This is a genomic window from Streptomyces sp. NPDC047022, assembly GCF_040644155.1.
Classification (GTDB): Bacteria; Actinomycetota; Actinomycetes; order Streptomycetales; family Streptomycetaceae; genus Streptomyces.
This window is the reverse complement of the sequence record NZ_JBEYVV010000028.1, coordinates 38,215-59,917: the sequence shown is the minus strand read 5'-3', so window position 1 is coordinate 59,917 and position 21,703 is coordinate 38,215. Positions and strand designations below refer to the sequence as shown.

The 21,703-nt window shown below is 69.5% G+C and carries 22 protein-coding genes; 4 read left to right on the top strand and 18 right to left on the bottom strand.

All coding sequences use genetic code 11. The annotated features are described in order from the left end of the window. Positions 1 to 7: 7 nt before the first annotated feature. The 3 genes from ABZ845_RS24750 to ABZ845_RS24740 form a co-directional block, all read right to left on the bottom strand. Positions 8 to 1,015: a methionine synthase gene (locus ABZ845_RS24750; RefSeq protein WP_360983214.1), complete on the bottom strand. Its 1,008-nt coding sequence runs from the start codon at positions 1,013 to 1,015 to the stop codon at positions 8 to 10. Between the two features lie 288 nt (positions 1,016 to 1,303). Further along, positions 1,304 to 2,002 carry an SDR family oxidoreductase gene (locus ABZ845_RS24745; RefSeq protein WP_360983213.1) on the bottom strand — a complete coding sequence of 233 codons (699 nt, stop codon included), beginning with the start codon at positions 2,000 to 2,002 and terminating at the stop codon, positions 1,304 to 1,306. 15 nt (positions 2,003 to 2,017) lie between these two features. Then, a complete protein-coding gene (locus ABZ845_RS24740; RefSeq protein ID WP_360983210.1) occupies positions 2,018 to 2,557 on the bottom strand; it encodes a TIGR00730 family Rossman fold protein in 540 nt (179 codons plus the stop codon). A 51-nt stretch (positions 2,558 to 2,608) separates the two neighbouring features. Between ABZ845_RS24740 and ABZ845_RS24735 the strand changes: the two genes are divergently transcribed. Together ABZ845_RS24735 and ABZ845_RS24730 are read left to right on the top strand one after the other, a co-directional pair. Further along, on the top strand, positions 2,609 to 2,932 hold the full coding sequence (locus tag ABZ845_RS24735) for a DUF427 domain-containing protein (RefSeq protein WP_360983208.1): 324 nt from the start codon (positions 2,609 to 2,611) through the stop codon (positions 2,930 to 2,932). 36 nt (positions 2,933 to 2,968) lie between these two features. Beyond that, complete coding sequence (locus tag ABZ845_RS24730; RefSeq protein WP_360983206.1) at positions 2,969 to 3,769, top strand: alpha/beta hydrolase; 801 nt, start codon at positions 2,969 to 2,971, stop codon at positions 3,767 to 3,769. A 26-nt stretch (positions 3,770 to 3,795) separates the two neighbouring features. On the opposite strand, the gene mnmA is transcribed toward ABZ845_RS24730, so the two are convergent. The 4 genes from mnmA to ABZ845_RS24710 all read right to left on the bottom strand — a co-directional run bounded on the left by mnmA (position 3,796) and on the right by ABZ845_RS24710 (position 6,725). Next, the gene (mnmA, locus tag ABZ845_RS24725; RefSeq protein ID WP_360983204.1) at positions 3,796 to 4,920 is read right to left on the bottom strand and encodes a tRNA 2-thiouridine(34) synthase MnmA; all 1,125 of its coding nucleotides are present in this window, start codon (positions 4,918 to 4,920) and stop codon (positions 3,796 to 3,798) included. A 72-nt stretch (positions 4,921 to 4,992) separates the two neighbouring features. Further along, positions 4,993 to 6,156: a cysteine desulfurase family protein gene (locus ABZ845_RS24720; RefSeq protein ID WP_360983202.1), complete on the bottom strand. Its 1,164-nt coding sequence runs from the start codon at positions 6,154 to 6,156 to the stop codon at positions 4,993 to 4,995. A 75-nt stretch (positions 6,157 to 6,231) separates the two neighbouring features. Beyond that, a complete protein-coding gene (locus ABZ845_RS24715) occupies positions 6,232 to 6,519 on the bottom strand; it encodes a DUF4190 domain-containing protein (protein WP_360983200.1) in 288 nt (95 codons plus the stop codon). A gap of 38 nt (positions 6,520 to 6,557) precedes the next feature. Continuing rightward, complete coding sequence (locus tag ABZ845_RS24710) at positions 6,558 to 6,725, bottom strand: hypothetical protein (RefSeq protein ID WP_360983198.1); 168 nt, start codon at positions 6,723 to 6,725, stop codon at positions 6,558 to 6,560. A gap of 136 nt (positions 6,726 to 6,861) precedes the next feature. On the opposite strand from ABZ845_RS24710, the gene ABZ845_RS24705 reads away from it, so the two are divergent. Then, on the top strand, positions 6,862 to 7,494 hold the full coding sequence (locus ABZ845_RS24705) for a TetR family transcriptional regulator (RefSeq protein ID WP_360983196.1): 633 nt from the start codon (positions 6,862 to 6,864) through the stop codon (positions 7,492 to 7,494). A gap of 60 nt (positions 7,495 to 7,554) precedes the next feature. On the opposite strand, the gene ABZ845_RS24700 is transcribed toward ABZ845_RS24705, so the two are convergent. Next, complete coding sequence (locus ABZ845_RS24700) at positions 7,555 to 8,418, bottom strand: thioesterase family protein (protein WP_360983194.1); 864 nt, start codon at positions 8,416 to 8,418, stop codon at positions 7,555 to 7,557. Between the two features lie 261 nt (positions 8,419 to 8,679). On the opposite strand from ABZ845_RS24700, the gene ABZ845_RS24695 reads away from it, so the two are divergent. Beyond that, entirely contained in the window at positions 8,680 to 9,897 is a 1,218-nt protein-coding gene (locus tag ABZ845_RS24695; protein ID WP_360983192.1) for an alpha/beta hydrolase-fold protein, read from the top strand. Here the strand turns inward: ABZ845_RS24695 and ABZ845_RS24690 are convergent. The 10 genes from ABZ845_RS24690 to ABZ845_RS24645 form a co-directional block, all read right to left on the bottom strand. After that, complete coding sequence (locus tag ABZ845_RS24690; protein ID WP_360983249.1) at positions 9,806 to 10,462, bottom strand: trimeric intracellular cation channel family protein; 657 nt, start codon at positions 10,460 to 10,462, stop codon at positions 9,806 to 9,808. The genes ABZ845_RS24695 and ABZ845_RS24690 overlap by 92 nt on opposite strands. Before the next feature lie 87 nt (positions 10,463 to 10,549). Further along, complete coding sequence (locus tag ABZ845_RS24685; protein ID WP_360983190.1) at positions 10,550 to 11,941, bottom strand: M1 family metallopeptidase; 1,392 nt, start codon at positions 11,939 to 11,941, stop codon at positions 10,550 to 10,552. A 190-nt stretch (positions 11,942 to 12,131) separates the two neighbouring features. After that, entirely contained in the window at positions 12,132 to 13,580 is a 1,449-nt protein-coding gene (locus tag ABZ845_RS24680) for a dipeptide ABC transporter ATP-binding protein (protein ID WP_360983188.1), read from the bottom strand. A 14-nt stretch (positions 13,581 to 13,594) separates the two neighbouring features. Then, on the bottom strand, positions 13,595 to 14,689 hold the full coding sequence (locus ABZ845_RS24675) for an ABC transporter ATP-binding protein (RefSeq protein WP_360983186.1): 1,095 nt from the start codon (positions 14,687 to 14,689) through the stop codon (positions 13,595 to 13,597). After that, positions 14,686 to 15,684, bottom strand: a complete 999-nt coding sequence (locus ABZ845_RS24670) for an ABC transporter permease (protein ID WP_360983184.1) — start codon at positions 15,682 to 15,684, stop codon at positions 14,686 to 14,688. Before ABZ845_RS24670 ends, ABZ845_RS24675 begins: the two co-directional genes overlap by 4 nt. A 143-nt stretch (positions 15,685 to 15,827) precedes the next feature. After that, positions 15,828 to 17,615 (bottom strand): ABC transporter substrate-binding protein, encoded by a 1,788-nt coding sequence (locus tag ABZ845_RS24665; protein WP_360983182.1) that lies wholly within the window; start codon positions 17,613 to 17,615, stop codon positions 15,828 to 15,830. 69 nt (positions 17,616 to 17,684) lie between these two features. Beyond that, positions 17,685 to 18,692, bottom strand: coding sequence for an ABC transporter permease (locus ABZ845_RS24660; protein WP_360983180.1), 1,008 nt, complete (start codon positions 18,690 to 18,692; stop codon positions 17,685 to 17,687). Between the two features lie 322 nt (positions 18,693 to 19,014). After that, positions 19,015 to 19,833 (bottom strand): enhanced serine sensitivity protein SseB C-terminal domain-containing protein, encoded by an 819-nt coding sequence (locus ABZ845_RS24655; RefSeq protein ID WP_360983178.1) that lies wholly within the window; start codon positions 19,831 to 19,833, stop codon positions 19,015 to 19,017. 195 nt (positions 19,834 to 20,028) lie between these two features. Continuing rightward, positions 20,029 to 20,820 (bottom strand): enhanced serine sensitivity protein SseB, encoded by a 792-nt coding sequence (locus ABZ845_RS24650; RefSeq protein WP_360983176.1) that lies wholly within the window; start codon positions 20,818 to 20,820, stop codon positions 20,029 to 20,031. Positions 20,821 to 20,876: 56 nt separating this feature from the next. Further along, a complete protein-coding gene (locus ABZ845_RS24645; RefSeq protein ID WP_360983174.1) occupies positions 20,877 to 21,584 on the bottom strand; it encodes an AAA family ATPase in 708 nt (235 codons plus the stop codon). Positions 21,585 to 21,703: the final 119 nt, after the last annotated feature.

Genomic DNA, 21,703 nt, shown 5'->3' with positions numbered 1-21,703 from the left:
CCTCCCGTTACTCTGGGTTGTCCGCTAGGGATCTCGCCGCCCTGACGCAGTGGGCCAGTGCCCTGCGGGCGTAGTCCGGGGACGCACCCGCCAGACCGCAGGCCGGTGTGACCGTGACCGCGTCCGCGAGGAGCCCCGGGCGCAGCCCCAGCCTGCGCCACAGCGTTCTGACACCCATGACGCTACCGGCAGGGTCTGACAATGGGCCGTCCGCGCCGGGGACCACTCCGGCGAAGAGCCGGGTCCCCCCTTCCACCGCCTCGCCGATCGCGTCGTCGTCACGCTCGGTGAGAAGAGAGAAGTCGAAGGAGACCCCGGCGACGCCCGCCCTGCGCAGAAGGGCGAACGGTACGTCCGGTGCGCACGAGTGGACCACGACCGGGCCGTCCGGGTGCACCCCGACGACGTCCCGCAGCGTGGCCTCGACGATCTGCCGGTCCACGGCCCGGTGGGTGCGGTAGCCGCTGGCCGACTTCACCTGCCCACGCAGGACGGCGGTCAGCGACGGCTCGTCCAGTTGCAGCACCACCCGCGCGCCGGGTACGCGCCTTCGTACCTCGTCCAGGTGGAGCCGCAGCCCCTCGGCGAGCGACCCGGCCAGGTCTCGGCAGGCGCCCGCGTCGGAGAGGGCCGCCTCGCCGTTCTTCAGTTCGAGAGCGGTGGCGAGCGTCCATGGGCCGACGGCCTGGACCTTGAGCGGGCCCTCGTATTCCTGGGTGAACTCCTCGAGGGCGTCGAGGTCCTCTCCCAGCCAGGACCGGGCCCGCTTGGTGTCCCGCCCCGGCCGGTCGCCGAACCGCCAGCCGCTGGGCTCCACTCGCGCGTACAGGTCCACGAGCATTCCGGCGGTCCGCCCGATCATGTCCGCGCCGGGGCCGCGGGCCGGCAGCTCCGCGAGGAACGGGAAGTCCTCGAGGCTGCCGGTGACGGTCTTGGCCGCCTCGCGCGCGTCCGCGCCGGGCATGGAGCCGATGCCGGTGGCTCCGCCAAGGTGGGGGTGGGTGTTTTCGCTCACCCGTGCAGCGTATGCGCTCCGCTTGGGGTGCGGGGACGGTCGTCTCGGCGTGGTCGTGGACGTCACGGGGCTGCGCCCCGGGCCCCCTTTCGGCCTGAACGGCCTCGTCCTCAAACGCCGGACCGGCTGGGATGCCCCGAACCGCCACGAGGCCGCGCCCCCGACCCCCATCGGCCTCAACGGCCTCGTCCTCAAACGCCGGACCGGCTGGGTTGGCCTCACGCGGTCCGGCGGGGAACCGGCCGATGGACCGGACAAGCGGCGCCAGGCCGCGTGTCCGGTCGAGGACTACGTGCCCGGACGTACCGTCAGGTCGTTGACCTCCGCGTCCCTCGGCAAGTCGATGGCCATCAGGATCGCCGTCGCCATGGATTCGGGGTCGATCCACTGGGACGGGTCGTACTGCTTGCCCTCCTGCTGGTGGACCTTGGCCTGCATCGGGCTCGCGGTGCGGCCTGGGTAGACCGAGGTGACCCGGACGCCGTTCGCGTGCTCCTCCTGGCGCAGGGAGTCGGCGAGGGCCTTCAGGCCGTGCTTGGAGGCCGCGTACGCCGCCCAGTGGGCGTGGGCGTTCAGTCCCGCGCCCGAGTTCACGAACACGACATGGCCGCGCGTGGCACGCAGCTGGGGCAGGAAGTGGCGGGTGAGCTCGGCAGGCGCGATCAGGTTGACGTCGAGCTGGTGGTGCCAGGACTTCGGGGTCAGCTCGTCCACCCGGCCGAGGTCGACGACGCCGGCGATGTGCAGCAGACCGTCCACGCGGTCCGGCAGGGTCTGATGCGAGAACGCCCAGGACAGCCTGTCGGGTTCCGCGAGGTCGCCCACCAGGGTCTTCGCTCCGGGGAACTCGGCCGCGAGCTCCTTCGCCCGCCCCGCGTCGCGCGCGTGGAGCACGAGGTCGTCCCCGCGCGCGTGCAGGCGGCGGGCGACGGCCGCGCCGACGCCGGAACCCGCACCGGTGATCACATGAGTAGCCATGCCCGCCATGCTCGCACCAGGCCGTCAGCGGCCGGAGAGCGACTCCTCCAGATACGCCATGGCCCCGGCCGGTTCCTCGGCGAAGAACACCAGGTCCGACAGCGGCCGGGGCAGGAAGCCCTCGTCCTCCATACGGCGGAACTGCTCCTTGAGGCCGTCGTAGAACCCTTCCGTGTTCAGCAGGACCACCGGCTTGTCGGTGTGCCCGTGCTTCTTCAGCTCCATGATCTCGGTCGCCTCGTCGAGCGTTCCCGCCCCGCCGACCATGATCACGACCGCGTCGGCCTTCTCCAGAAGCAGCCGCTTCCTCTCGGCTAGGTTCTCGGCCATCACCATCTCGTCGGCGTCCGCCCGCGCCCTGGCCGCGAGGAACTCGACACAGACGCCGACCAGCCTGCCGCCCGCCTCCCGCACCCCGTCGGCGACCACCTTCATGAGCCCCACGTCGGCGCCGCCCCACACCAGGGTGTGGCCGCCCTTGCCCAGGAGCTTGGCGAACTCCTGCGCCGGCCGGGTGTAGCGGTCGTCGAGGTCGGCGGCGGAGAGGAAGACGCATATGTTCATGCGGCGAGCGTACGCGGGAAGAACCGGGGGCCCGCGCGTGCTGTCACAGGTATGGCCGAAGGACACACGATCACCATCGAGCAAGGCAACGAGCACGTGCGCGTGGTGCACGGCGAAAAGGTGCTGGCGGAGAGCGACCGGGCACTCGTGCTGCACGAGACCGGCTGTCCCCCGCGGTACTACATCCCGGCGGAGGACGTCCGCCTGGACCTGCTGACCCCGTCCGACACCCACACCGTCTGCCCCTTCAAGGGCACCGCGTCCTACTGGTCCCTGCCCGGCGCGGCGGACCTGGTCTGGGCGTACCCCGACCCCAAGCCGGAGGTCGCGCAGATCAAGGACCACCTCTGCTTCTACGAAGTCGAGGTGTCGTGAGCGCGTAGTGCCGTCGTCTGGGGCAGTCTCACAGTCATGGACAACCAGACCATCTCGCGCGACGGCACCTCCATCGCCTACGAACGCACCGGACAGGGCCCGGCGGTCGTCCTCGTGAGCGGTGCGATGTCCACGGGCGCCACGGTGGCGCCCCTGGCCGCGCGCCTCTCGGACCGCTTCACCGTCATCGTCTACGACCGCCGGGGCCGCGGCGGCAGCGGGGACACCCAGCCCTACGCGGTGGCCCGCGAGGTGGAGGACCTCGCGGCGCTCATCGAGGCCGCCGGGGGCGAGGCGTCGCTGTACGGCGTCTCGTCGGGCGGCGCGCTGGTGCTGGAGGCGGCGACGAGCGGGCTGCCGGTCCGTCAGGCCGCCGTCTACGAGACGCCGTTCGCCGACTACGGCGGCGGGGCGGAAGAGCGCGCCGAGTACACGAAGAACCTCACCGAGGCGCTCGGTGACGACCGGCCGGGGGACGCGGTCGAGCTGTTCCTCCGGCTCACGGGCCTGGCGCCCGAGATGATCGCGAACGCCCGCCGCTCCCCCATGTGGGCCGGCATGGAGGCGATCGCCCCCACCCTCGCGTACGACAACGCCGTGATGGGCGACGGCCTGGTGCCCCGGGACCGGCTGGCCCGGGCAGGCGTCCCGCTCCTGGCCGTCGCGGGCGGGGCGAGCCCCGAGTGGCTGCGCCGGGCGACCGAGGCGGTGGCCGAGGCGGCGCCCGAGGGCACGTACCACGTGCTCGAGGGCCAGAACCACATGGTGGATCCGGAGGTTCTCGCCCCGGTGCTGGCGGAGTTCTTCGCCCGTCAGGCGAACCAGGGCCTTTCGTAAGGGCCCTGGGGTCTTTCGTAAAGGCCCTAGGCCACCGCGGTCGTCGCGCGCGTGGTCGAGGCGATCGTCGCCGAGCCCACCACGCGTGTGCCTTCGTACAGGACGATCGCCTGGCCGGGTGCCACCCCGCGCACGGGCTCGGTGAAGGCGACCCGCAGCGTGCCGTCGGCCAGTTCGGCGGTCACCCGTGTCTCGTCGCCGTGGGCGCGCAGCTGGGCCGTGTAGGTGCCGGGGCCCGTGGGGGCCGCGCCGCACCAGCGGGGCTTGACGGCGGTCAGGGCGCTGACGTCGAGGGAGGCGGCCGGGCCGACCGTCACCGTGTTGTCGACCGGCGAGATGTCGAGCACATAGCGCGGCTTGCCGTCGGGCGCCGGGACGCCGATCCGCAGGCCCTTGCGCTGGCCGATCGTGAAGCCGTACGCGCCGTCGTGCGTGCCCAGCCTGGCGCCGGACTCGTCCACGATGTCGCCCTCCGCCCGGCCGAGCCGCTGGGCGAGGAAGCCCTGTGTGTCGCCGTCCGCGATGAAGCAGATGTCGTGCGAGTCGGGCTTCTTGGCCACCGCGAGGTCCCGGCGCTCGGCCTCCGCACGGATCTCCTCCTTGGTGGTGACCGTGTCGCCGAGCGGGAACATCGCGTGGGCCAGTTGCTTGTCGTCGAGGACCCCGAGCACATACGACTGGTCCTTCGCCATGTCGGAGGCGCGGTGCAGCTCGCGGGTGCCGTCGTCCAGGGTGATGACCTTGGCGTAGTGGCCCGTGCACACCGCGTCGAAGCCGAGGGCGAGGGCCTTGTCCAGCAGCGCCGCGAACTTGATCTTCTCGTTGCAGCGCAGGCAGGGGTTCGGGGTGCGCCCGGCCTCGTACTCGGCGACGAAGTCCTCCACCACGTCCTCGCGGAAGCGTTCGGCGAGGTCCCAGACGTAGAAGGGGATGCCGATGACGTCCGCGGCGCGGCGGGCGTCACGGGAGTCCTCGATGGTGCAGCAGCCGCGCGCGCCCGTACGGAAGGACTGCGGGTTCGCGGACAGCGCGAGGTGGACGCCGGTCACGTCATGGCCCGCTTCGGCGGCGCGGGCGGCGGCGACGGCGGAGTCGACCCCGCCGGACATGGCGGCGAGGACGCGGAGGGGGCGCTGCGGTGTGTCAGTCATAGCTCTTCAAGAGTACGGGGCTCGAAGGGGCTCCCGGAGGGCCGCCCGGAGCCGTGCCCGTTTCCTTACGCGTCAGCTCAGTCCCGCGGTACGGGCGCGTTCCACCGCGGGGCCGATCGCCTTGGCGACCGCCTCCACGTCGGCCGCGGTGGACGTATGGCCGAGGGAGAAGCGCAGGGTGCCGCGGGCGATGTCCGGATCGGCTCCCGCGGCGAGCAGGACATGGCTCGGCTGGGCCACGCCGGCCGTGCAGGCGGAGCCGGTGGAGCACTCGATGCCCTGGGCGTCCAGCAGCAGGAGCAGCGAGTCGCCCTCGCAGCCGGGGAAGGCGAAGTGGGCGTTGGCCGGGAGCCGGTCGAGCGGGTCCCCGCCCAGGATCGCGTCGGGGACGGCCGCGTGAACCGCGGTGATCAGGTCGTCGCGCAGTGCGCCGATCTCGCGGGCGAACCACTCGCGGCGCCCGGCCGCGGTCCGTCCTGCGACGGAGAAGGAGACGATGGCCGGGACGTCGAGCGTGCCGGAACGGACATGGCGCTCCTGGCCGCCGCCGTGCAGCACCGGGACGGGGCTGTGCTGGCGGCCGAGGAGCAGCGCCCCGATGCCGTACGGGCCGCCGACCTTGTGTCCGGAGACCGTCATCGCCGCGAGCCCGGAGGTCTCGAAGTCGATCGGTACCTGGCCGAAGGCCTGGACCGCGTCGGCATGCAGCGGGACGTCGAATTCTTGCGCGACATCGGCGAGTTCCCGGACCGGCATGATCGTGCCGATCTCGTTGTTGGCCCACATCACCGTCGCGAGGGCGACGTCCTCGGGGTTGCGGGCGATGGCCTCGCGCAGGGCGTCCGGGTGGACGCGGCCGTAGGAGTCGACCGGCAGGTACTCGACCGTGGCGCCCTCGTGTTCGCCGAGCCAGTCGACGGCGTCGAGCACCGCGTGGTGTTCGACGGGGCTCGCGAGGACGCGGGTACGGGCCGGGTCGGCTTCACGGCGCGACCAGTACAGGCCCTTGACCGCCAGGTTGTCGGCCTCGGTGCCGCCCGCGGTGAACACGACCTCGCTGGGGCGGGCGCCCAGCGCCTCGGCGAGGGTCTCGCGGGCCTCTTCGACGGCTCGCCTCGCGCGGCGGCCGGACGCGTGCAGGGAAGAGGCGTTGCCGGTGATGCCGAGCTGTGCGCTCAGCGCCTCAGCCGCCTCAGGCAGCATCGGGGTGGTCGCGGCGTGATCGAGGTAAGCCATGGTGCGCCAATTCTAGGACCGCCCGTCTCACGGCCGACGTGCGGCCGGTGTGACAGGCGCCCACCGGCGCCCCGGCTAGAAGCTCCAGGACACCGAGTGGTCGGCCTGCGTGAAGGCCGCGAGGACCACCAGGTCGGCGACGCCCAGGCCGAGACCCAGGAGTGCGCGCCCCGGGCGCTTGGTGCCGCGCCACATGGCCACGGAGGCCAGGACGATGGCGATGGGACCGAGGAAGAGGTTGAGGACGAGAAGGCCGAGGAGTCCCAGAATGAAGGACGCGACGGCCATGCCGTCCGCCTCGCGCCCGGCCTCGCGACGGACGCTTGCGGTGGTCTTTCCGGTTCGTTCGGCGGTGAGATTCATGATGCGTCAGCTCCCGACGGTTGTTGGGTGTGCGCGGGTCAGTGGGCGGACGTCTGCCGGCGACGTCCGTGCCGTTCGCGGATCGCGAAGACCGTGAGCCATACGGCGATCACGGCCGCGGCGACAAGGGTGAAGCCGAGCGGTGCGTGGGCCACGGTGCCCAGCACGGTGCCGAGCACCAGCAGTGCGGCGACGAGGAACAGCATGGGATGAGATCCCCCTCCTAGATGCCTCTCGCGTGAAGGTTCGGTGAACAGTTGTTGTAACAGTTGTTCACTGACTCCATAGTCTAGCGCGCTTCCCGGCTTTCAAATTCCAGAGAACAGTTGTTAACTGCATGGCATGAGTCACACCCTCGGCATCCGGCAGGCCCAGAAGCAGAAGACCCGGCAGGCGCTCCTGGACGCGGCGCTGGAACTGCTGGAGGAGCAGTCTCTGAGCAGCCTGGGACTGCGCGAGGTCACCCGGGCGGTGGACATCGCGCCGGCCGCGTTCTACCGGCACTTCCGCTCGATCGCCGACCTCGGCACGGAACTGGTCGAGCAGGCTCTCGGCAGCCTGCACCCGATGATCGAGTCGACGGTCTCCGTGGTCGGCGACTGGGAGGAACGCATCGAGCGCGCCGTCGACCTGATCGCCCGCCATGTCGACGCCTGGCCGGCTCATGTGCGCTTCATCGCGCGCGAGCGGCACGGCGGTGTCCAGCCGGTGCGGGAGGCGATCCGTCGGCAACTGGCCCTGTTCACCGAGGAGGTGAAGGGCTCACTGGCGCTGCACCCGGAGTCCGCCGGGTGGAGCGACGAGGATCTGCTGATGCTCGCCGGCCTGTACGTCGACCAGATGCTGATGACCGCGTCCCAGTTCCTTGAGGCCCTGGAGGGCCCTCGCCCCGGCGAGGAGAAAGAACGGGTGGCCCGGACCGCGACGCAGCGGCTGCGCCTCATCAGCATCGGGCGGCACCACTGGAAGACATGAGCGGTCCGCCGTGGCCGCGGCACCCCTCGGGCACCGCGGCCACGGCGGACCGCCGACGGCTCAGGCCAGCCTGAGCCGGGCCAGCTGCCGCGACTGGGCGACCAGGCGGCCCGCGCTGTCCCAGACCTCGGCGTCCTCCTCCAGGAAACCGCCGGCGAGGTTGCGTGTGACGATCGACACCCGCAGCGGTCCCGGCGCCGGACGGCAGCGCACATGGACGGTCAGCTCGACGGTGGGCACCCAGCCCACGATCCCGATCTCGAAAGCGGTCGGCGGCAGCGCGTCCACCGCGAGCAGCAGGGAAAGCGGGTCCGCGTCCCGGCCGTCGGCCAGCCCGAACCAGGCCCGCATCTCACCCTTCCCGGACGGCGCACCGAGCGCCCAGCCGAGCGTGGAGGGGTCCAGCTTGATCATCAGCCGGTCGGTGATGGCCGAGCTGCCGGGGATCGGCGCCGGGCCGTCCTGGGGCCCGAAGCACTGGTCGATGGGCGCCAGGGCCGGCGGCTGCGCGCTCGTGCGGACGTCGTCGGGCAGGGAGTCCAGATCGCCGTACGAGGCGAGGACACGGATCCGTTCGACCTCACGGCCCTCCTCGTCGTACTGGAAGAGCGACGCCTGGCCGGTGGAGAGGGTGCGCCCCGTGCGTACGACGTCCGTGCGGATCACCGCGGGTCCCGGCTGGGACGCGGTGAGGTAGTGCGCGGTGATCGTGAACGGATCGCCGTGCGGCAGGGCCTCGGACAGCGCCCGCCCCAGGACCGCCAGCAGATAGCCGCCGTTGACGGCACTGATGATCGTCCAGCCGGCGGAGAGGTCGATGTCGTAGACGCCGGGTTCCCGGAGGGTGACCGCGGTGTCGCGGTCGAACTCGCTGTTGCCGATCTTGGCTCGCGCGGCTTGCGCGGTGGCTGCTGCTTCTGGCATGACTGAACCGTACAACGGGAGATTACTAAGCGGTAGCTTTGTTTGTTGCGGCTGGGTGACGTTCCCCCTGAACCCGTGAATCCGCGCTTCCGGTGCGCCCGCACCCGCGGTGAAACCGGATCCACGCGGGCGCGGCTCGCGTGAGGTTTCGGCAATTTCTTGGTAAGTGTCCGCACTCGTCCGTGACCTACCGGCCCCGCATCCCCTCTGTGAAGACGTACAGCCTGATCCGTCCGTTCACAGGAAGAGCCGGAAACGCCGATGAGCCTGACCGGGACACCGTTCCTCTTCACGACGATCGTCCTAGCGGCGATCGCCCTCATCCTGCCGATGTTCCTGTGGTCCCGGCTCCGGGGCCCCTTCCTGCTGCGCCAGGCCTCCCGGGTCCTGATGCTGCTGTTCGCCCAGGTCACCGCGATCACCCTGGTGTTCCTCATGGTGAACAACGCCAACAACCTGTACGACAACTGGGGCGATCTGCTCGGCACCGGCGACCATGTGCAGCAGGCGGCCGACCTGGGCAAGGACGGTACCGGAGGCATCCAGGTCAAGGCGCTGCCGAAGGTGCACCAGACGTTCACGCCGGCGAGCGGCACGGGGGCCCCCGGTGTGCGCGTCACCCAGCTCAAGGGCCGGGTGTCGGGTATCAACGCCGAGGTCTACGTCTGGCTGCCGCCCGAGTACGACGACCCGGCCTACAAGGACAAGAAGTTCCCCGTCGTGGAACTGCTGTCGGGCTACCCGGGCTCGGCCAAGGCCTGGTTCGGGACGCTCCATGTGCACCAGCAGCTCGCGCCGCTGATGCGCGACGGACAGGTGGCCCCGTTCATCCTCGTGTCGCCGCGCACCAACGTGATCGCCAAGACCGACACGGGCTGCGCCAACATCCCCGGCGTCGTGAACGCGGACACCTGGCTCAGTATCGACGTGCCCAAGATGGTGACGGACAACTTCCGCGCCGAGGCCGCGCCGGACGGCTGGGCGACCGCCGGCTACTCCGCCGGCGGTCACTGCGCGGCCAAGCTCGCCGTCGCCCACCCCGACCGCTACCGCGCCGCGATCAGCCTCTCCGGCTACAGCGACCCGATAATAGAGCGGAACTCGCTGGCCGCGCGGACCGTCGAGCTGCGGCGCGCGAACAACCCGTACTTCATCCTGAAGGGCTACCGCACCCCGCCCCGCGTCTCCCTCTACCTGTCGGGGCAGACCGGCGACGGATACGAGTCGGCTCAGGGCCTGCAGTCCATCGCGAAGGCTCCGACGGTCGTGCGCGCCGTGCACATCCCGCGCAGCGCCGGCGGTCACAACATGAAGCTGTGGAGTCCGCAGATCCCCTACGTCTTCACCTGGCTGACCCAGCAGATGACGGGCAAGGCGGCCACAGCTCCTACTCCTCAGCAACCGTGGAGCGCCGGTTCCAAGCGCGCGGAGCTCGCCAGTGGAACCTCATCGCCAGGAGCCGTAGTACGAAAGCGGTGACCACGGCGAGGCCCGTGGTGAGCGGAGTCAGCGCGTCGTAGTGGATGCACAGCGCGACCATCGTGGCGCCGACTATCGCCGGCACCGCGTACAGATCGCGGTCCCAGCGAAGCAGCGAGGGCACCTCGTTGGCGAGGACGTCGCGCAGGACGCCGCCGCCCACGGCCGTGGCCAGGCCCAGGGCGACGGACGCGGTCAGGCCGAGCCCGTAGTCGTAGGCCTTGGTCGTCCCGGAGACGCAGAAGAGGCCGAGGCCGGCCGCGTCGAACACGTCGACCGCGCCCTGGATGCGCTCCACATGTGGGTGCATGAAGAAGACCAGCAGGGCGGCGAGCAGCGGGGTCAGGAAGTACCCCAGGTCCGTGAACGCGGCCGGCGGCACGGCGCCGATGACCAGGTCGCGGAAGACCCCTCCGCCCAGCGCGGTGACCTCGGCGAGCACGGCGATGCCGAAGACGTCGAAGTTCTTGCGGACGGCGAGCAGCGCGCCGGAGATCGCGAAGACGAAGATGCCGACGACATCCAGCGTGTGCTGGACGGAGGGGCTGAACAATTGCTGGAGCACCCGAATATTCTCACCCATCGAAGAGGGTGCACCTTGCAAAGCAAGGCGAAAGCAAGGCTAACGCCTTGAAAATCCTAGGCTACGCGGTCACAGTGCGGGCTTTCCGGTGGTGTAGAGCCACTTCTGGAACAGATCGTCCAGCTTCTGCCCCGAGATCCGCTCGGCCAGCCGCACGAAGTCGGCGGTGTTCGCGTTGCCGTACCGGTGGATCCGGGTCCAGGTCGGCAGGAGCCTGAAGAAGGCGGCGTCGCCGATGCGCTCACGCAACGCCTGGAGCGTCATCGCGCCGCGGTTGTAGACCGCGGAGGCGAACATGGTGTCGCGCCCCGGGTCGGCCACCTCGACCCCCCAGAACGAGCTGTCGGCGGGACGCGCGTTGTACGCCGCCAGGAACGAGTCGTGCGCCGAGGCGGTCCCCCTGTGCTCGGCCCACAGCCACTGGGCGTAGGTCGCGAAGCCCTCGTTGAGCCAGATGTCCTTCCAGCGGTCGACCGAGACCGAGTCGCCGAACCACTGGTGCGCGAGCTCGTGCACGATGGTCGTCTCGTTGCGCACGGCCGAGTAGGCGGGCTTCGACTGGACCTCCAGCGAGAACCCCGCCTCGGGCATGTTGTCGACGATGGCGCCGGTCTCCTCGAAGGGGTACGGGCCGAACAGCCGCGACCAGTAGTCGGTGGCCTCGGCCGTGACCGCGTACACGTCGACGCCGTTGCTGTTCGCGAGCACGGGGTCGATGGCGACGTAGATCGGGATCCCCGACGGGGTCCTGCCGGTCTTCACGTCGAACTTCCCGATGGTCGCCGTAGCCAGGTATGTCGCCATCGGCCGGGACTCCCGCCAGTGGGTCACGGTCTGGCCGCCGCGGTCGTACGTCGATATCAGGCGCCCGTTGGAGACGCCGGTCAGGCCCTTGGGTGCCTTGATCCGGATGTCGTAGGTGGCCTTGTCGGAGGGATGGTCGCTGGAGGGGAACCAGGTGGAGGCGGCGTTGGGCTCGCACGCGACGAAGACGCCGTCGCTGGTCTTCATCCACCCGTACTTGGAGCCGAAGACGATGGGGCCGCCCAGGGGTTCGGGCAGACCGCCGTAGGTGACCGTGACCGTGAAGTCCCGTCCCTTGCGCAGGACGCCTCTCGGGGTGATGCGGATCTCGTCGCCCGAGCGCGTGAACCGGGCCTTCCTTCCATTGACCTCGACCCTTGTGACCGTGAGTTTCTGCAGGTCGAGGTCGAAGGAGGTGAGGCTCTGCGTGGCGCGGGCCGTGAGCGTCGTACGGCCGTCGAGACGGGCGGTGTCCGGGTTGTACGCCACGTCGAGGTCGTAGTGGCGGGCGTCGAAGCCGCCGTTGCCGAGCTGCGGGAAGTAGGAGTCCCCGATGCCGGGGGCACCGGGGACCGGGGCGGAGGAGGCGGCGACGGAGAAGAGGGAGGCCGCCGCGGTGACGAGGATGCCTAAGCGTGCCGAACGGGAGAATGCCATGAGTCGTCCCTTCGAGCGTGCTGTCGGTCAAGACGGACACGCCAGACTCTGCGTCACCCCGGACGGTCATGCACATGACTTTGCCAATTTGTCATGTGATGCGACAAAGCCCCGCAAGCGGGATCGCTCCTGCTTGCGGGGCTTTGCCGGGGAACGCGGACACAACTGCCTGCGCGTGTCCGCGTCCCCGCTACTTCTTGCCGGCGTCGCCTTCGGACTCCTGCGCGTCCTCGGCAGTCTCCGCCTCCTCGGAGGCCTCCGCAGGGGCCTCTTCGGTGGAGGTTTCCGCAGGAGCGCCCTCGGAGGCCTCCTCCGAAGCGGTCTCCTCAGAGGTGGCTTCCGCGCTCTCCTCGGACACGGTCTCCTCGGACACGGTCTCCTCGGGCGCAGCCTCCTCGGACACGGTCTCCTCGGACACGGCGTTCTCGGACACGGCCTCCTCCTCGACGGACGGCTCCTCCGCGGACGCGCCTACGGCTCCGGCCGCCACCTCCGCGGCCACCGCCGCCGAGGTCTCCGCCGACTCCTCCAGCACGGCATCCGGTACGAGCTCCGCCGCCGCCTTGGCGTCGGACAGCAGCACCGTGTCCTGCGGCGCCTGGTCCTCGAAGTCCTCCGGGTGGTGGCAGGCAACCCGCTGACCCGGCTTCAGCTCGAGGAGCAGAGGCTCGGTGGTCCTGCAGATCTCCGTGGCCTTCCAGCACCGTGTGTGGAAGCGGCAGCCGCTCGGCGGCGCGATGGGCGACGGCACATCGCCCTTGAGCAGGATGCGCTCGCTCTTCGCGTTCTTCCGCTTCGGGTCCGGGATCGGCACCGCGGACATGAGCGCCTTGGTGTACGGGTGCATCGGCGCCCTGTACAGCGAGTCCCGGTCGGCCAGCTCCACGATCTTGCCGAGGTACATCACCGCGATCCGGTCCGAGACGTGCCGGACGACGGACAGGTCGTGCGCGATGATCACGTACGTCAGGCCCAGCTCCTCCTGGAGGTCGTCCATCAGGTTGACTACCTGGGCCTGGATCGACACGTCCAGCGCGGAGACCGGCTCGTCCGCGACGACCAGCTTCGGCTTCAGGGCCAGCGCTCGGGCGATGCCGATGCGCTGACGCTGCCCGCCGGAGAACTCGTGCGGGTAGCGGTTGTAGTGCTCGGGGTTGAGGCCCACGACCGACAGCAGCCGCTGGACTTCCTTCTTGATGCCGCCCTCGGGCGTCACGCCCTGGAGACGGAAGGGAGCGCCCACGATGGTACCGATGGTGTGCCGGGGATTGAGCGATGAGTAGGGGTCCTGGAAGATCATCTGCACATCGCGGCGCAGCGGTCGCATCCCGCCCACACCGAGGTGCGTGATGTCCTTCCCCTCGAACTCGACCGTGCCGGCAGTAGGTTCGAGCAGTCGCGTGATCAGCCTGCCCATCGTCGACTTGCCACAGCCCGACTCGCCCACGACGCCGAGGGTTTCACCGGCTCTGACCTCGAAGTCGATGCCGTCGACCGCGCGCACCGCCCCGACCTGCCGCTGGAGCAGGCCCTTCCGGATGGGGAAGTGCTTCTGGAGCCCGGTCACCTTCAGCAAGGTCTCGCCGGGGGCGGCGTCCTTGACGAGGCCGGCTCCGCCGCTCTGCGCAGGGATGTTCACTGCCTTTTCGTCGCTCACAGCTTCGGCGCAATCTCTTCGGTCCAGATACGCTCCCGCTGCTCCTGCGTCATGTGGCAGGCGGCCCAGTGCCGGCCGCCGACCTCGGTCAGCTCCGGACGGACCGTGCGGGTGACATTGTCCTTGGGGAGGTCGGCGTACGGGCAACGCGGGTTGAAGGCGCAGCCGGACGGGACGTTGATCAGGGAGGGCGGGGAGCCCTTGACCGGTATGAGGCGCTCCTGCTGGTCGCGGTCGAGGCGCGGCATCGAGCCGAGCAGACCCCAGGTGTAGGGGTGCCGGGGCTCGTAGAACACCTTCTCCGCCGGTCCGCGCTCGACGCAGCGTCCGCCATACATGACCAGGATGTCGTCGGCCAGCTCGGCGACGACGCCCAGGTCGTGGGTGATGACGATGACCGCGGAGCCGAACTCCTTCTGCAGATCGCGGATCAGGTCCAAGATCTGCGCCTGGACGGTCACGTCCAGGGCAGTCGTGGGCTCGTCCGCGATGAGCAGCTCGGGGTTGTTGACCAGCGACATCGCGATCATGGCGCGCTGGCGCATACCGCCGGAGAACTCGTGCGGGTAGCTGTCGACCCGCTTGTCCGGCTGCGGAATGCCGACCCGTTCGAGCATCTCGACCGCACGCCTGCGGGCGGTCTTCTTGTCCACGGCGTGGTGGATCCGGTACGCCTCCACGATCTGCTGCCCGATCGTGTAGTACGGGTGCAGCGCGGACAGCGGATCCTGGAAGATCATCGCCATGTCCCGGCCGCGCAGTTTCCGCACATGGTCGGGGTCGGCGGACAGCAGTTCGGTGCCGTTCAGCCAGATCTCGCCGGAGATCCGTGCCCTGCGCTTGCCGTACTGGCCCGCGGTGTGCAGACCCATGATGCCGAGCGAGGTCACCGACTTGCCGGAGCCCGACTCACCCACGATGCCGAGGGTCTTGCCCTTCTCCAGCTGGAAGCTCAGCCCGTCGACGGACTTGACCAGTCCGTCGTCGGTGGGGAAGTGCACCTTGAGGTCACGCACGTCGAGGAACGCGGCGGAGGGGGCCGAGTCGCTCGTGGGCTCGCTCACGGCTCCGGTCTTGCTGAGTTCGGTCATGACAGCCTCACTCGGGGGTCGATCACGGCGTACAAGACGTCCACCAACAGGTTGGCTATGAGCACCGCGACGGAGGTGATGAGAGTGACACCCAGAATGATGGGCAGGTCCTGGTTCTTGATGGCGCTCAGCACCGCCTGGCCGAGGCCCGGCAGGCTGAACGTGGTCTCGGTCAGGATCGCGCCGCCGATGAGGGCGCCGAGGTCCATGCCGAGCATGGTGAGGATGGGCGTCATCGTGGAGCGCATGGCGTGCTTGCCGATGACGACCTGCTCCTTGAGGCCCTTGGCCCGGGCGGTGCGGATGTAGTCCTCGCCGAGGACCTCCAGCATGGTCGCCCGGGTGATCCGCGCGTACATCGCCGCGTAGAGGAAGGCGAGGGTGACCCAGGGCAGGATCATGGCACCGAACCAGCCGCCGGGATTGTCGGCGAAGGGGACGTACTGGCCGTCGATCCAGCCCAGCCCGTAGCTGAAGATCGCCAGCGAGAGCAGGCCGGTGAAGTAGATCGGGAGTGACACGCCGGCAAGGGCGACGACCATCGCACCGCGGTCCCAGAGGCTGCCCCGCTTGAGAGCGGAGAGCACACCCGCCGCGACACCGAAGACGAGCCACAGAACGGCGGCACCGAGCGCGAGGGCCAGGGTCACTGGGAAGCGGTCGGTGAGCACGGGCCAGACGGCCTGCTCGGTGCGGAAGGAGTAGCCGAAGCACGGAGCGGCACAGTGGGTGACGTCGCCGCCGCCCGAGTAGGTGCGGCCCACGAAGATGCCCTTGAAGAAGTGCCAGACCTGTATGTAGATCGGGTCGGCGAGGCCGAGCTTCTCGCGCACCGCGTTGACGGAGGCCGGGTCCGCCTGCTTGCCCACGAAGCTCGTGGCGATGTCGACGCCCGCCCACTTGGGGACGAGGAAGAAGATGCTGAAGACCACCAGGATGATGACCGCGAGCATCACTGCGGCGGCGAACAGCCGCCTGATGAGGTATGCGAGCACAGCTAACGGCCCGCTGCGGACCGCGGGCCACCGGAGGTCTCTTCCCACTGTCTTGTGGACGTGGGAGTCGTCCCCAGGTGGCCCGCGCTCACGCCGCGCCGGCCTTCACCTGCCTTTCGTGCCGTACGGCGGGTGTGCCGGGACTACTTCGTGGACTTCAGGCCGAGGTTGACGAAGTCGTAGTAACCGCTGTACGCGTTCGTCGTGTACACGTTGGCCAGACGCGAGGAGCGGATGTTGAGCAGCCGCTCGAAGGTGAAGGGCAGGTAGTACGCGCCCTCGGTGACCTTGTGGTTGATCTCGGTGGCGAGCTCGGTCTTCTTCGACTCGTCCAGGGCGTTGTTGTAGTCCGTGAACAGACCGTCGATCGCCTTGTCCTTGATCATGGCGAAGTTGTTGTTACCGCTCTGCAGGATGTAGCTGCTGTTCCACAGCGGCGCACCGTAGCCCTGAACGGTCGGGAAGTCGGCGCCCCAGCCCATGATGATGATGCCGAGATTCTTCTTCTGGACGTTCGAGGGGCTGCCGATGATGCCCGAACTCTGCGAGCCGTCGTACTGGTAGATGTCGGCGGTGATGCCGACCTTCTTCAGCGAGGCCTGGAGCGACTCGGCGGTGGCCACTTCCTGCTGCTTGTTGTTGCGGACCGCGATGGTGGTCTTGAAGCCGTTCGGCTGGCCGCAGGCCGCGAGCTCCTGCTTGGCGAGGGTGACGTTGCCGTTCTTGTTCTCACCGGAGATCTTGTACGGGTCGTACTTCTGGCCCTCGCCACCGGCGATGGCGGGCGGCAGCATGTTGGTGCCGATGTCGCCACCGGCGATCGGGCCACCGCGCGCGGTCTGCAGCGACACGTGGTCGGCGGCGTAGATCACGGCCTTGCGGCAGTGGAGGTTGTCGAACGGCTTGACCGTCTGCGGGAAGACCGCGTACCGGATGAAGCCGGAGATCGGGTTGTCCAGGTTGCCCTTGTGCTGCTTCAGAGCGATCTGGCGGCCCTGCGGGCCGAGGCCGGTCTGGCCGATGTCCAGGTCGAAGTCACCCTTGATCAGGCGCTGGTCCATGTCGGTCTGGTTCGTGGAGATCGTCAGCGAGATCTTGTCCGGGTAGGCCTTGCGGATCGGGTCCGACGACGCCTTCCAGTTGGTGTTGCGGACCAGGACCAGCGACTTGTTCGGCGTGTACGACTCGAACTTGTACGGGCCGGAGGAGAACGGGTGCAGGCCGTACTTGGACTTGGTGTCCATGTCCTGGCGGACCGGCGACGCCGTGACCATGGCCAGCACCTGGAGGAAGTCGGAGTTGGCCGTCGGCAGGTGGAAGACGATCGTCTTGTCGTCCGGCGTGGCGATCGCGCTCAGGCCCAGGTGGTCCGCGGACTTGTCCTTGTACGGGCCCTTGTAGGCGTTCTTGGGGTCGAGCATCTGCTGAAGGTAGATCGGACCGCCGGACAGGACGTCCTGCGCCCAGGAGCGCTCGATGCCGTACTTGATGTCCTTGGAGGTGATGGCCTTGCCATCCTCCCAGGTGATCCCGTCGCGCAGCGTGAACGTGTATGTCTTGCCGCTGTCGGTGACCTTGGGCATGTCCGCGGCGAGGTCGGGCGTGAGCTCCGCGCCCGTGGCACCCGGCTCGGTCTTGTAGGTGACCAGCTGACGGCTGTAGTAGCGGGAGAAGTCCCACATGAAGCCGTAGTAGCCACGCGTGGTGTCCCACGAGTCGGCGTCCTGGGTACCGGCGAACTTCAGCTCGCCGCCCTTCTTGACCGCAGATGCCTGGGCGACCTTGTTGTTCGCCGCGTCGAAGCCGGCCGCGCCATCGCTCGAACCGCTGTCCTTGCCTCCGCCGCACGCGGCCGTGGACAGCAGCGCGGCGACCACGGCGGCAGCGGCGATCGCCTGCTTGCGCCGCCCGTGGGTGCGTTGGGTAGTCACGATCTCGGATCCTCCGGATTTGATGAGAGACCCCGTGGCGATATCACGGGACGTTTGGGGTACGGCAGTTCAGCGGGAACCCTTCGGGTCGAGCGCGTCACGCACGCCGTCGCCGAACAGGTTGAAGGCCAGAACAGTGATGAAGATCGCCACACCCGGGACCACCATGTACATCGGGTCCGAGTCGTAGTAGTCGATCGCGGTCGAGAGCATCTGCCCCCACGACGAGGTGGGCGGCTTGACGCCCACGCCCAGGAAGCTCAGCGCTGCCTCGGTGAGGATGTTGGTCGGGATCATCATGGTCGTGTACACGATGATGGGCGCCACCAGGTTGGGCAGCAGCTCCTTGAAGAGGATGTAGAGCCGTCCGGCGCCCAGCGACCGGGCGGCCTCGACGTACTCGCGTTCACGCAAAGAGAGCGTCTGGCCGCGCACCACACGACCGATGTACGGCCAGCCGAAGAAGCCGATCACCAGGATCATCACGAAGACGCGCACGGCCGAGCCGCTCAGCCCCAGCATCTGGTTCGGCATGACCGCGACGAGCGCGATGATGAAGAGCAGCTGCGGGAAGGCGAGCAGACCGTCCATGATCCGGCTGATGACCGAGTCGACCCAGCCGCCGAAGAAACCGGCCAGAACGCCCAGGATCGTACCGAGGACGATGGCCACCACCGCGGACAGGAAGCCGACCAGCAGCGAGATCTGCGCGCCGTAGAGGATGCGGGCGAAGATGTCGCGGCCGTTGACCGGTTCGACGCCGAGCAGATGGTCGCCGCTGATGCCGCCGAGGGTGCCCGTGGGCGTTCCGAACAGCGGGTCGATCAGGTTCTCGTGGTAGGCGTCCGGGTCCTGCCCGATCAGGTTGGAGAGCACTGGCGCGAGGAGCGCGACCACGACGAGGAGGAGCACCACGACGCCGCCCGTCAGCGCGAGCTTGTCCCGCTTCAGGCGCTCCCAGGCGATCCGGCCCAGGGAGCGTCCCTGAACGGCCTTCGCGTCCGTGCTCGCTGTGGCCGCTTCTTCGGCAGCACTCGGGGCCGCTTCCGCGGTCGGCTCGTGCAATGGTGCCGTCATCTGGCAGGGACCCCTCTCAACCGGCGGTGACCGGTCCGCACTTGCCGCTGTGGCGGCATGAATCAGTCCGTCGTACACAGGGGCGAACCCCTTGAACCGGGAGTCTTCAACGCATCGGCGATCAGGTACCAGACTTGCGGGTGAATGGATGCGTAAACGTGATGCGGACCTGGGCGATCCGTTATCCGGACGCCATGTAACGCCGCCCGGACACAGGCGAATTCGGACACATCGCACGAAACGTGCGCCATCCACCCTCATCTACGCGCGAAGATCTCCCACGAACGAGGAACCAGGCCGACCGGCAGGCTGCTCTGCGTGACTATCCGCCGTAGACCGGCGGATAGCCGTATCCGGCGGCCGGGCCCAGGGGCTGGGCCTGCAACTGGGGCTGGAGCGGGGCGCCATGGGCGTCGCGGTCGTAGAACGGACGCGCGCCCGCCCTCATCCACATCACGACCGGGTCGTACTCGTCGGCCATCGCCACGGTCGACACCGGGAGCCCGTCCGGCACGGCGCCGATGGACTGCTGCATCATCGCCCGCACCGAGTCGACCGCGGACGGCGAGGTGTCGTACACATCCAGGCCGATGGCCAGATACGGCGCCCCGAGGGCCGGTTGCACCCAGGCCCGGCGCAGGGAACGGACCGCCGGAGTGCGGTGGGCGTTCTGCGTGAGCAGGGCGTAGAACTGCGGGATCTCGATGCCGGGTTCGGACAGCCGCAGCGGGCCCGCGGGCTGGCGGTCCAGGCCCGCGGCGATGCGGCGCAGGTCGAGCCAGGGGATGCCCACGCCACCGCCCGGGGCGTGCGGGTTGAGCCAGAGGCCGTAGTGGTCCGGATAGAGGGTGCGGGCCACATCGAGGCCGTCGGCCACCTCGTACGACCTGTTCCAGCCGCTCGCCGAGAGTTCCTGGGCGGAGGTGACGCAGGGCGCGTAGCCGTGGCCGCCCACCTCCATGGTGCCGTACTGGGCGTCGGGCGAGCCTGCCTGGCCATGCCACAGGAACATCCAGACCTGGCCGGAGGACGGGGTCGCGAGCGCGCGCAGGAGTGCCTCGTAGGCGTCGTAACGCCCGGGCGTCACCTGGCGCAGCATGTGCTCGACCTGCCCGGTCGAGGCCGTGCCCGACGCGCTCACCCTCTACCGCCCCTTCACGACGTACCTGACGACACCGACGACCCCGGCGCGGGCTTCTCCCGCTCCGGCCATGAAACCAGGTTAAGGCGCCATCCTGACAGCAACTTGACGCGCGCCACCCTCCGGCGTCCGGGCACCGCCGGATACCGCACGGACGGTTCTTCGGCCGTGCCGGTGACCGTCTCCGTGGCCCTGTCAGTAACCGTGCTGGTAGAAGGGCCGCACCGTATCCCGCAGCCAGTCGCACACCGGGTCCTGGGCCACGTCCAGGAACACCATGTTCACGGGCGTCGACACCGGCACCTCGGCGAGGGCCCGGCCGAGCGCGTCCAGGGAGAGTGCGCGGGCGTCGGCCTCCCAGGAGGAGAGCTCGACTCCTATGAACATCACCGGCTCGGCGGTCTCGACCGCGGCCAGGCAGCGGCGCGCGCTGAGCACCACTCCGGTCGCGGCCAACTCGGCCGACGCGGCGGCGAGGAAGTCCACGGGGTCGTCCTGCCAGTCGGGTTCGAAGAGCCGGACCCGGCCCCCGCTCGCCGGCCCGTCCAGCTCGGTGCGCCCCGCGCGGCACAGCTCGGCCACGGCCTCGGGCGGCAGCGGCACGCCCACCACGCCGTCCGGGTTGACCGCGATGCCGACCTGCGGGGGCAGCCCGCGCGCGAACTCGGCGGCGGGCGCAATGGTGTAGGACATGTGGTTGCCGACGACCTGGCGGAACTGCTCCTCCGAGCTGAACACCGGCACATAGGCCTGGCCCGCGATCTCCACCGCGGGCAGGTCGAGGGGGCCGCTGTGCGGGCCGCCGCCCTGCGGCAGGGGTACCCAGACGAAGCTGCGGCCGAGGACCTCGATGATCCGGCCGGCGGCCGAGGGCACTCCGAGCGCGGCGGAGAGCACCTCCTCCAGCTCGTTGCCGGGCCATCCGCCGTGCGGATGCGGGTGTGCGTGTGCGGGGAAGTCCGCGGGAAGGTCCGCCGGGATGTCCATCTGCCTACCGCCTGCTCAGAACTGCTGCTGGTCGCCTTGTGCTGTGCCCGAAAAGGCTAGGGCATGCTGGGAATGTCCCGCCTGCCCGCGAAGTCGATGCGCCGCAGGACGTCGGCGGCGTCCCGGTCCAGGAGCACCGCCGAGCCGCAGCCCCCGGGCAGCCGGCCCTGTTCCATGGAGCGCAGCAGACGGTGGGTGGCCCTGCGGTGCCGCAGGAACGCGTACCGCGAGACGCCACGGCCTCTGCGGCGTTGGCCGTTCAGGGCCGTGCCCTCGCCGACGTCGAGCAGAAGGAGATGGAGGGTGCCGCCGCGGCGCCGGGCCGCCCACGCGAGCCAGCCGCGCACCCAGCGCTGGGCACCGCAGTCGTGCACGACGATTCCCTGCCCTGTGCGCAGGGCGCGTCCGAGACCCGCGTAGTGCGCGAGGCGGACGAAGGGGCGGTAGACGGCGTACGGAAGGAACGGAAGGGTCCGGGCCAGACGCGCGTCCCAGCGGTCGCGGGTGTCCTGAGAGTCGACCCTGGCGCCCAGCACGGCGCGCCGCATCAGCGTGGACTTGCCGCTGCCCGGCAGGCCCGAGACCACGACGAGGTCTCTGGCGCCGAAGGTCAGCGTCTTGGGGCTCAGGCCCGCGCGGTCGCGCAGATCGCGGACATGAGCCGGCCGCCGGGGGCCGCGGCCCTCCCGGGGCACAGCTCCGGCTTGTCCGGGCACCGCGAGGCCTGAAGCCGCGGCGCATGCCATGTTCCTGTCCACCGTCATCGCCTCCCCTGCCTCCCCATGGCCGTGGGTCGGGAGGTCCCTCCCCACCGAGTGTAAAGAGAAGGTAATGAAAAGGTATCGCGATGTCGTCCCCGTACCGCCAGGGACCGGTAACCGAT

Excerpts from the sequence above, each read along its gene's own strand:
- ABZ845_RS24745 (WP_360983213.1), bottom strand. The coding sequence starts at position 2,002 with ATGGCGGGCATGGCTACTCATGTGATCACCGGTGCGGGTTCCGGCGTC.
- ABZ845_RS24730 (WP_360983206.1), top strand. The coding sequence starts at position 2,969 with ATGGACAACCAGACCATCTCGCGCGACGGCACCTCCATCGCCTACGAA.
- ABZ845_RS24685 (WP_360983190.1), bottom strand. The coding sequence starts at position 11,941 with ATGGCATTCTCCCGTTCGGCACGCTTAGGCATCCTCGTCACCGCGGCG.
- ABZ845_RS24705 (WP_360983196.1), top strand. The coding sequence starts at position 6,862 with ATGAGTCACACCCTCGGCATCCGGCAGGCCCAGAAGCAGAAGACCCGG.
- ABZ845_RS24735 (WP_360983208.1), top strand. The coding sequence starts at position 2,609 with ATGGCCGAAGGACACACGATCACCATCGAGCAAGGCAACGAGCACGTG.
- ABZ845_RS24645 (WP_360983174.1), bottom strand. The coding sequence starts at position 21,584 with ATGACGGTGGACAGGAACATGGCATGCGCCGCGGCTTCAGGCCTCGCG.
- ABZ845_RS24720 (WP_360983202.1), bottom strand. The coding sequence starts at position 6,156 with ATGGCTTACCTCGATCACGCCGCGACCACCCCGATGCTGCCTGAGGCG.
- ABZ845_RS24715 (WP_360983200.1), bottom strand. The coding sequence starts at position 6,519 with ATGAATCTCACCGCCGAACGAACCGGAAAGACCACCGCAAGCGTCCGT.
- mnmA (WP_360983204.1), bottom strand. The coding sequence starts at position 4,920 with ATGACTGACACACCGCAGCGCCCCCTCCGCGTCCTCGCCGCCATGTCC.
- ABZ845_RS24675 (WP_360983186.1), bottom strand. The coding sequence starts at position 14,689 with ATGACCGAACTCAGCAAGACCGGAGCCGTGAGCGAGCCCACGAGCGAC.
- ABZ845_RS24695 (WP_360983192.1), top strand. The coding sequence starts at position 8,680 with ATGAGCCTGACCGGGACACCGTTCCTCTTCACGACGATCGTCCTAGCG.
- ABZ845_RS24710 (WP_360983198.1), bottom strand. The coding sequence starts at position 6,725 with ATGCTGTTCCTCGTCGCCGCACTGCTGGTGCTCGGCACCGTGCTGGGC.
- ABZ845_RS24650 (WP_360983176.1), bottom strand. The coding sequence starts at position 20,820 with ATGGACATCCCGGCGGACCTTCCCGCGGACTTCCCCGCACACGCACAC.
- ABZ845_RS24700 (WP_360983194.1), bottom strand. The coding sequence starts at position 8,418 with ATGCCAGAAGCAGCAGCCACCGCGCAAGCCGCGCGAGCCAAGATCGGC.
- ABZ845_RS24660 (WP_360983180.1), bottom strand. The coding sequence starts at position 18,692 with ATGACGGCACCATTGCACGAGCCGACCGCGGAAGCGGCCCCGAGTGCT.
- ABZ845_RS24740 (WP_360983210.1), bottom strand. The coding sequence starts at position 2,557 with ATGAACATATGCGTCTTCCTCTCCGCCGCCGACCTCGACGACCGCTAC.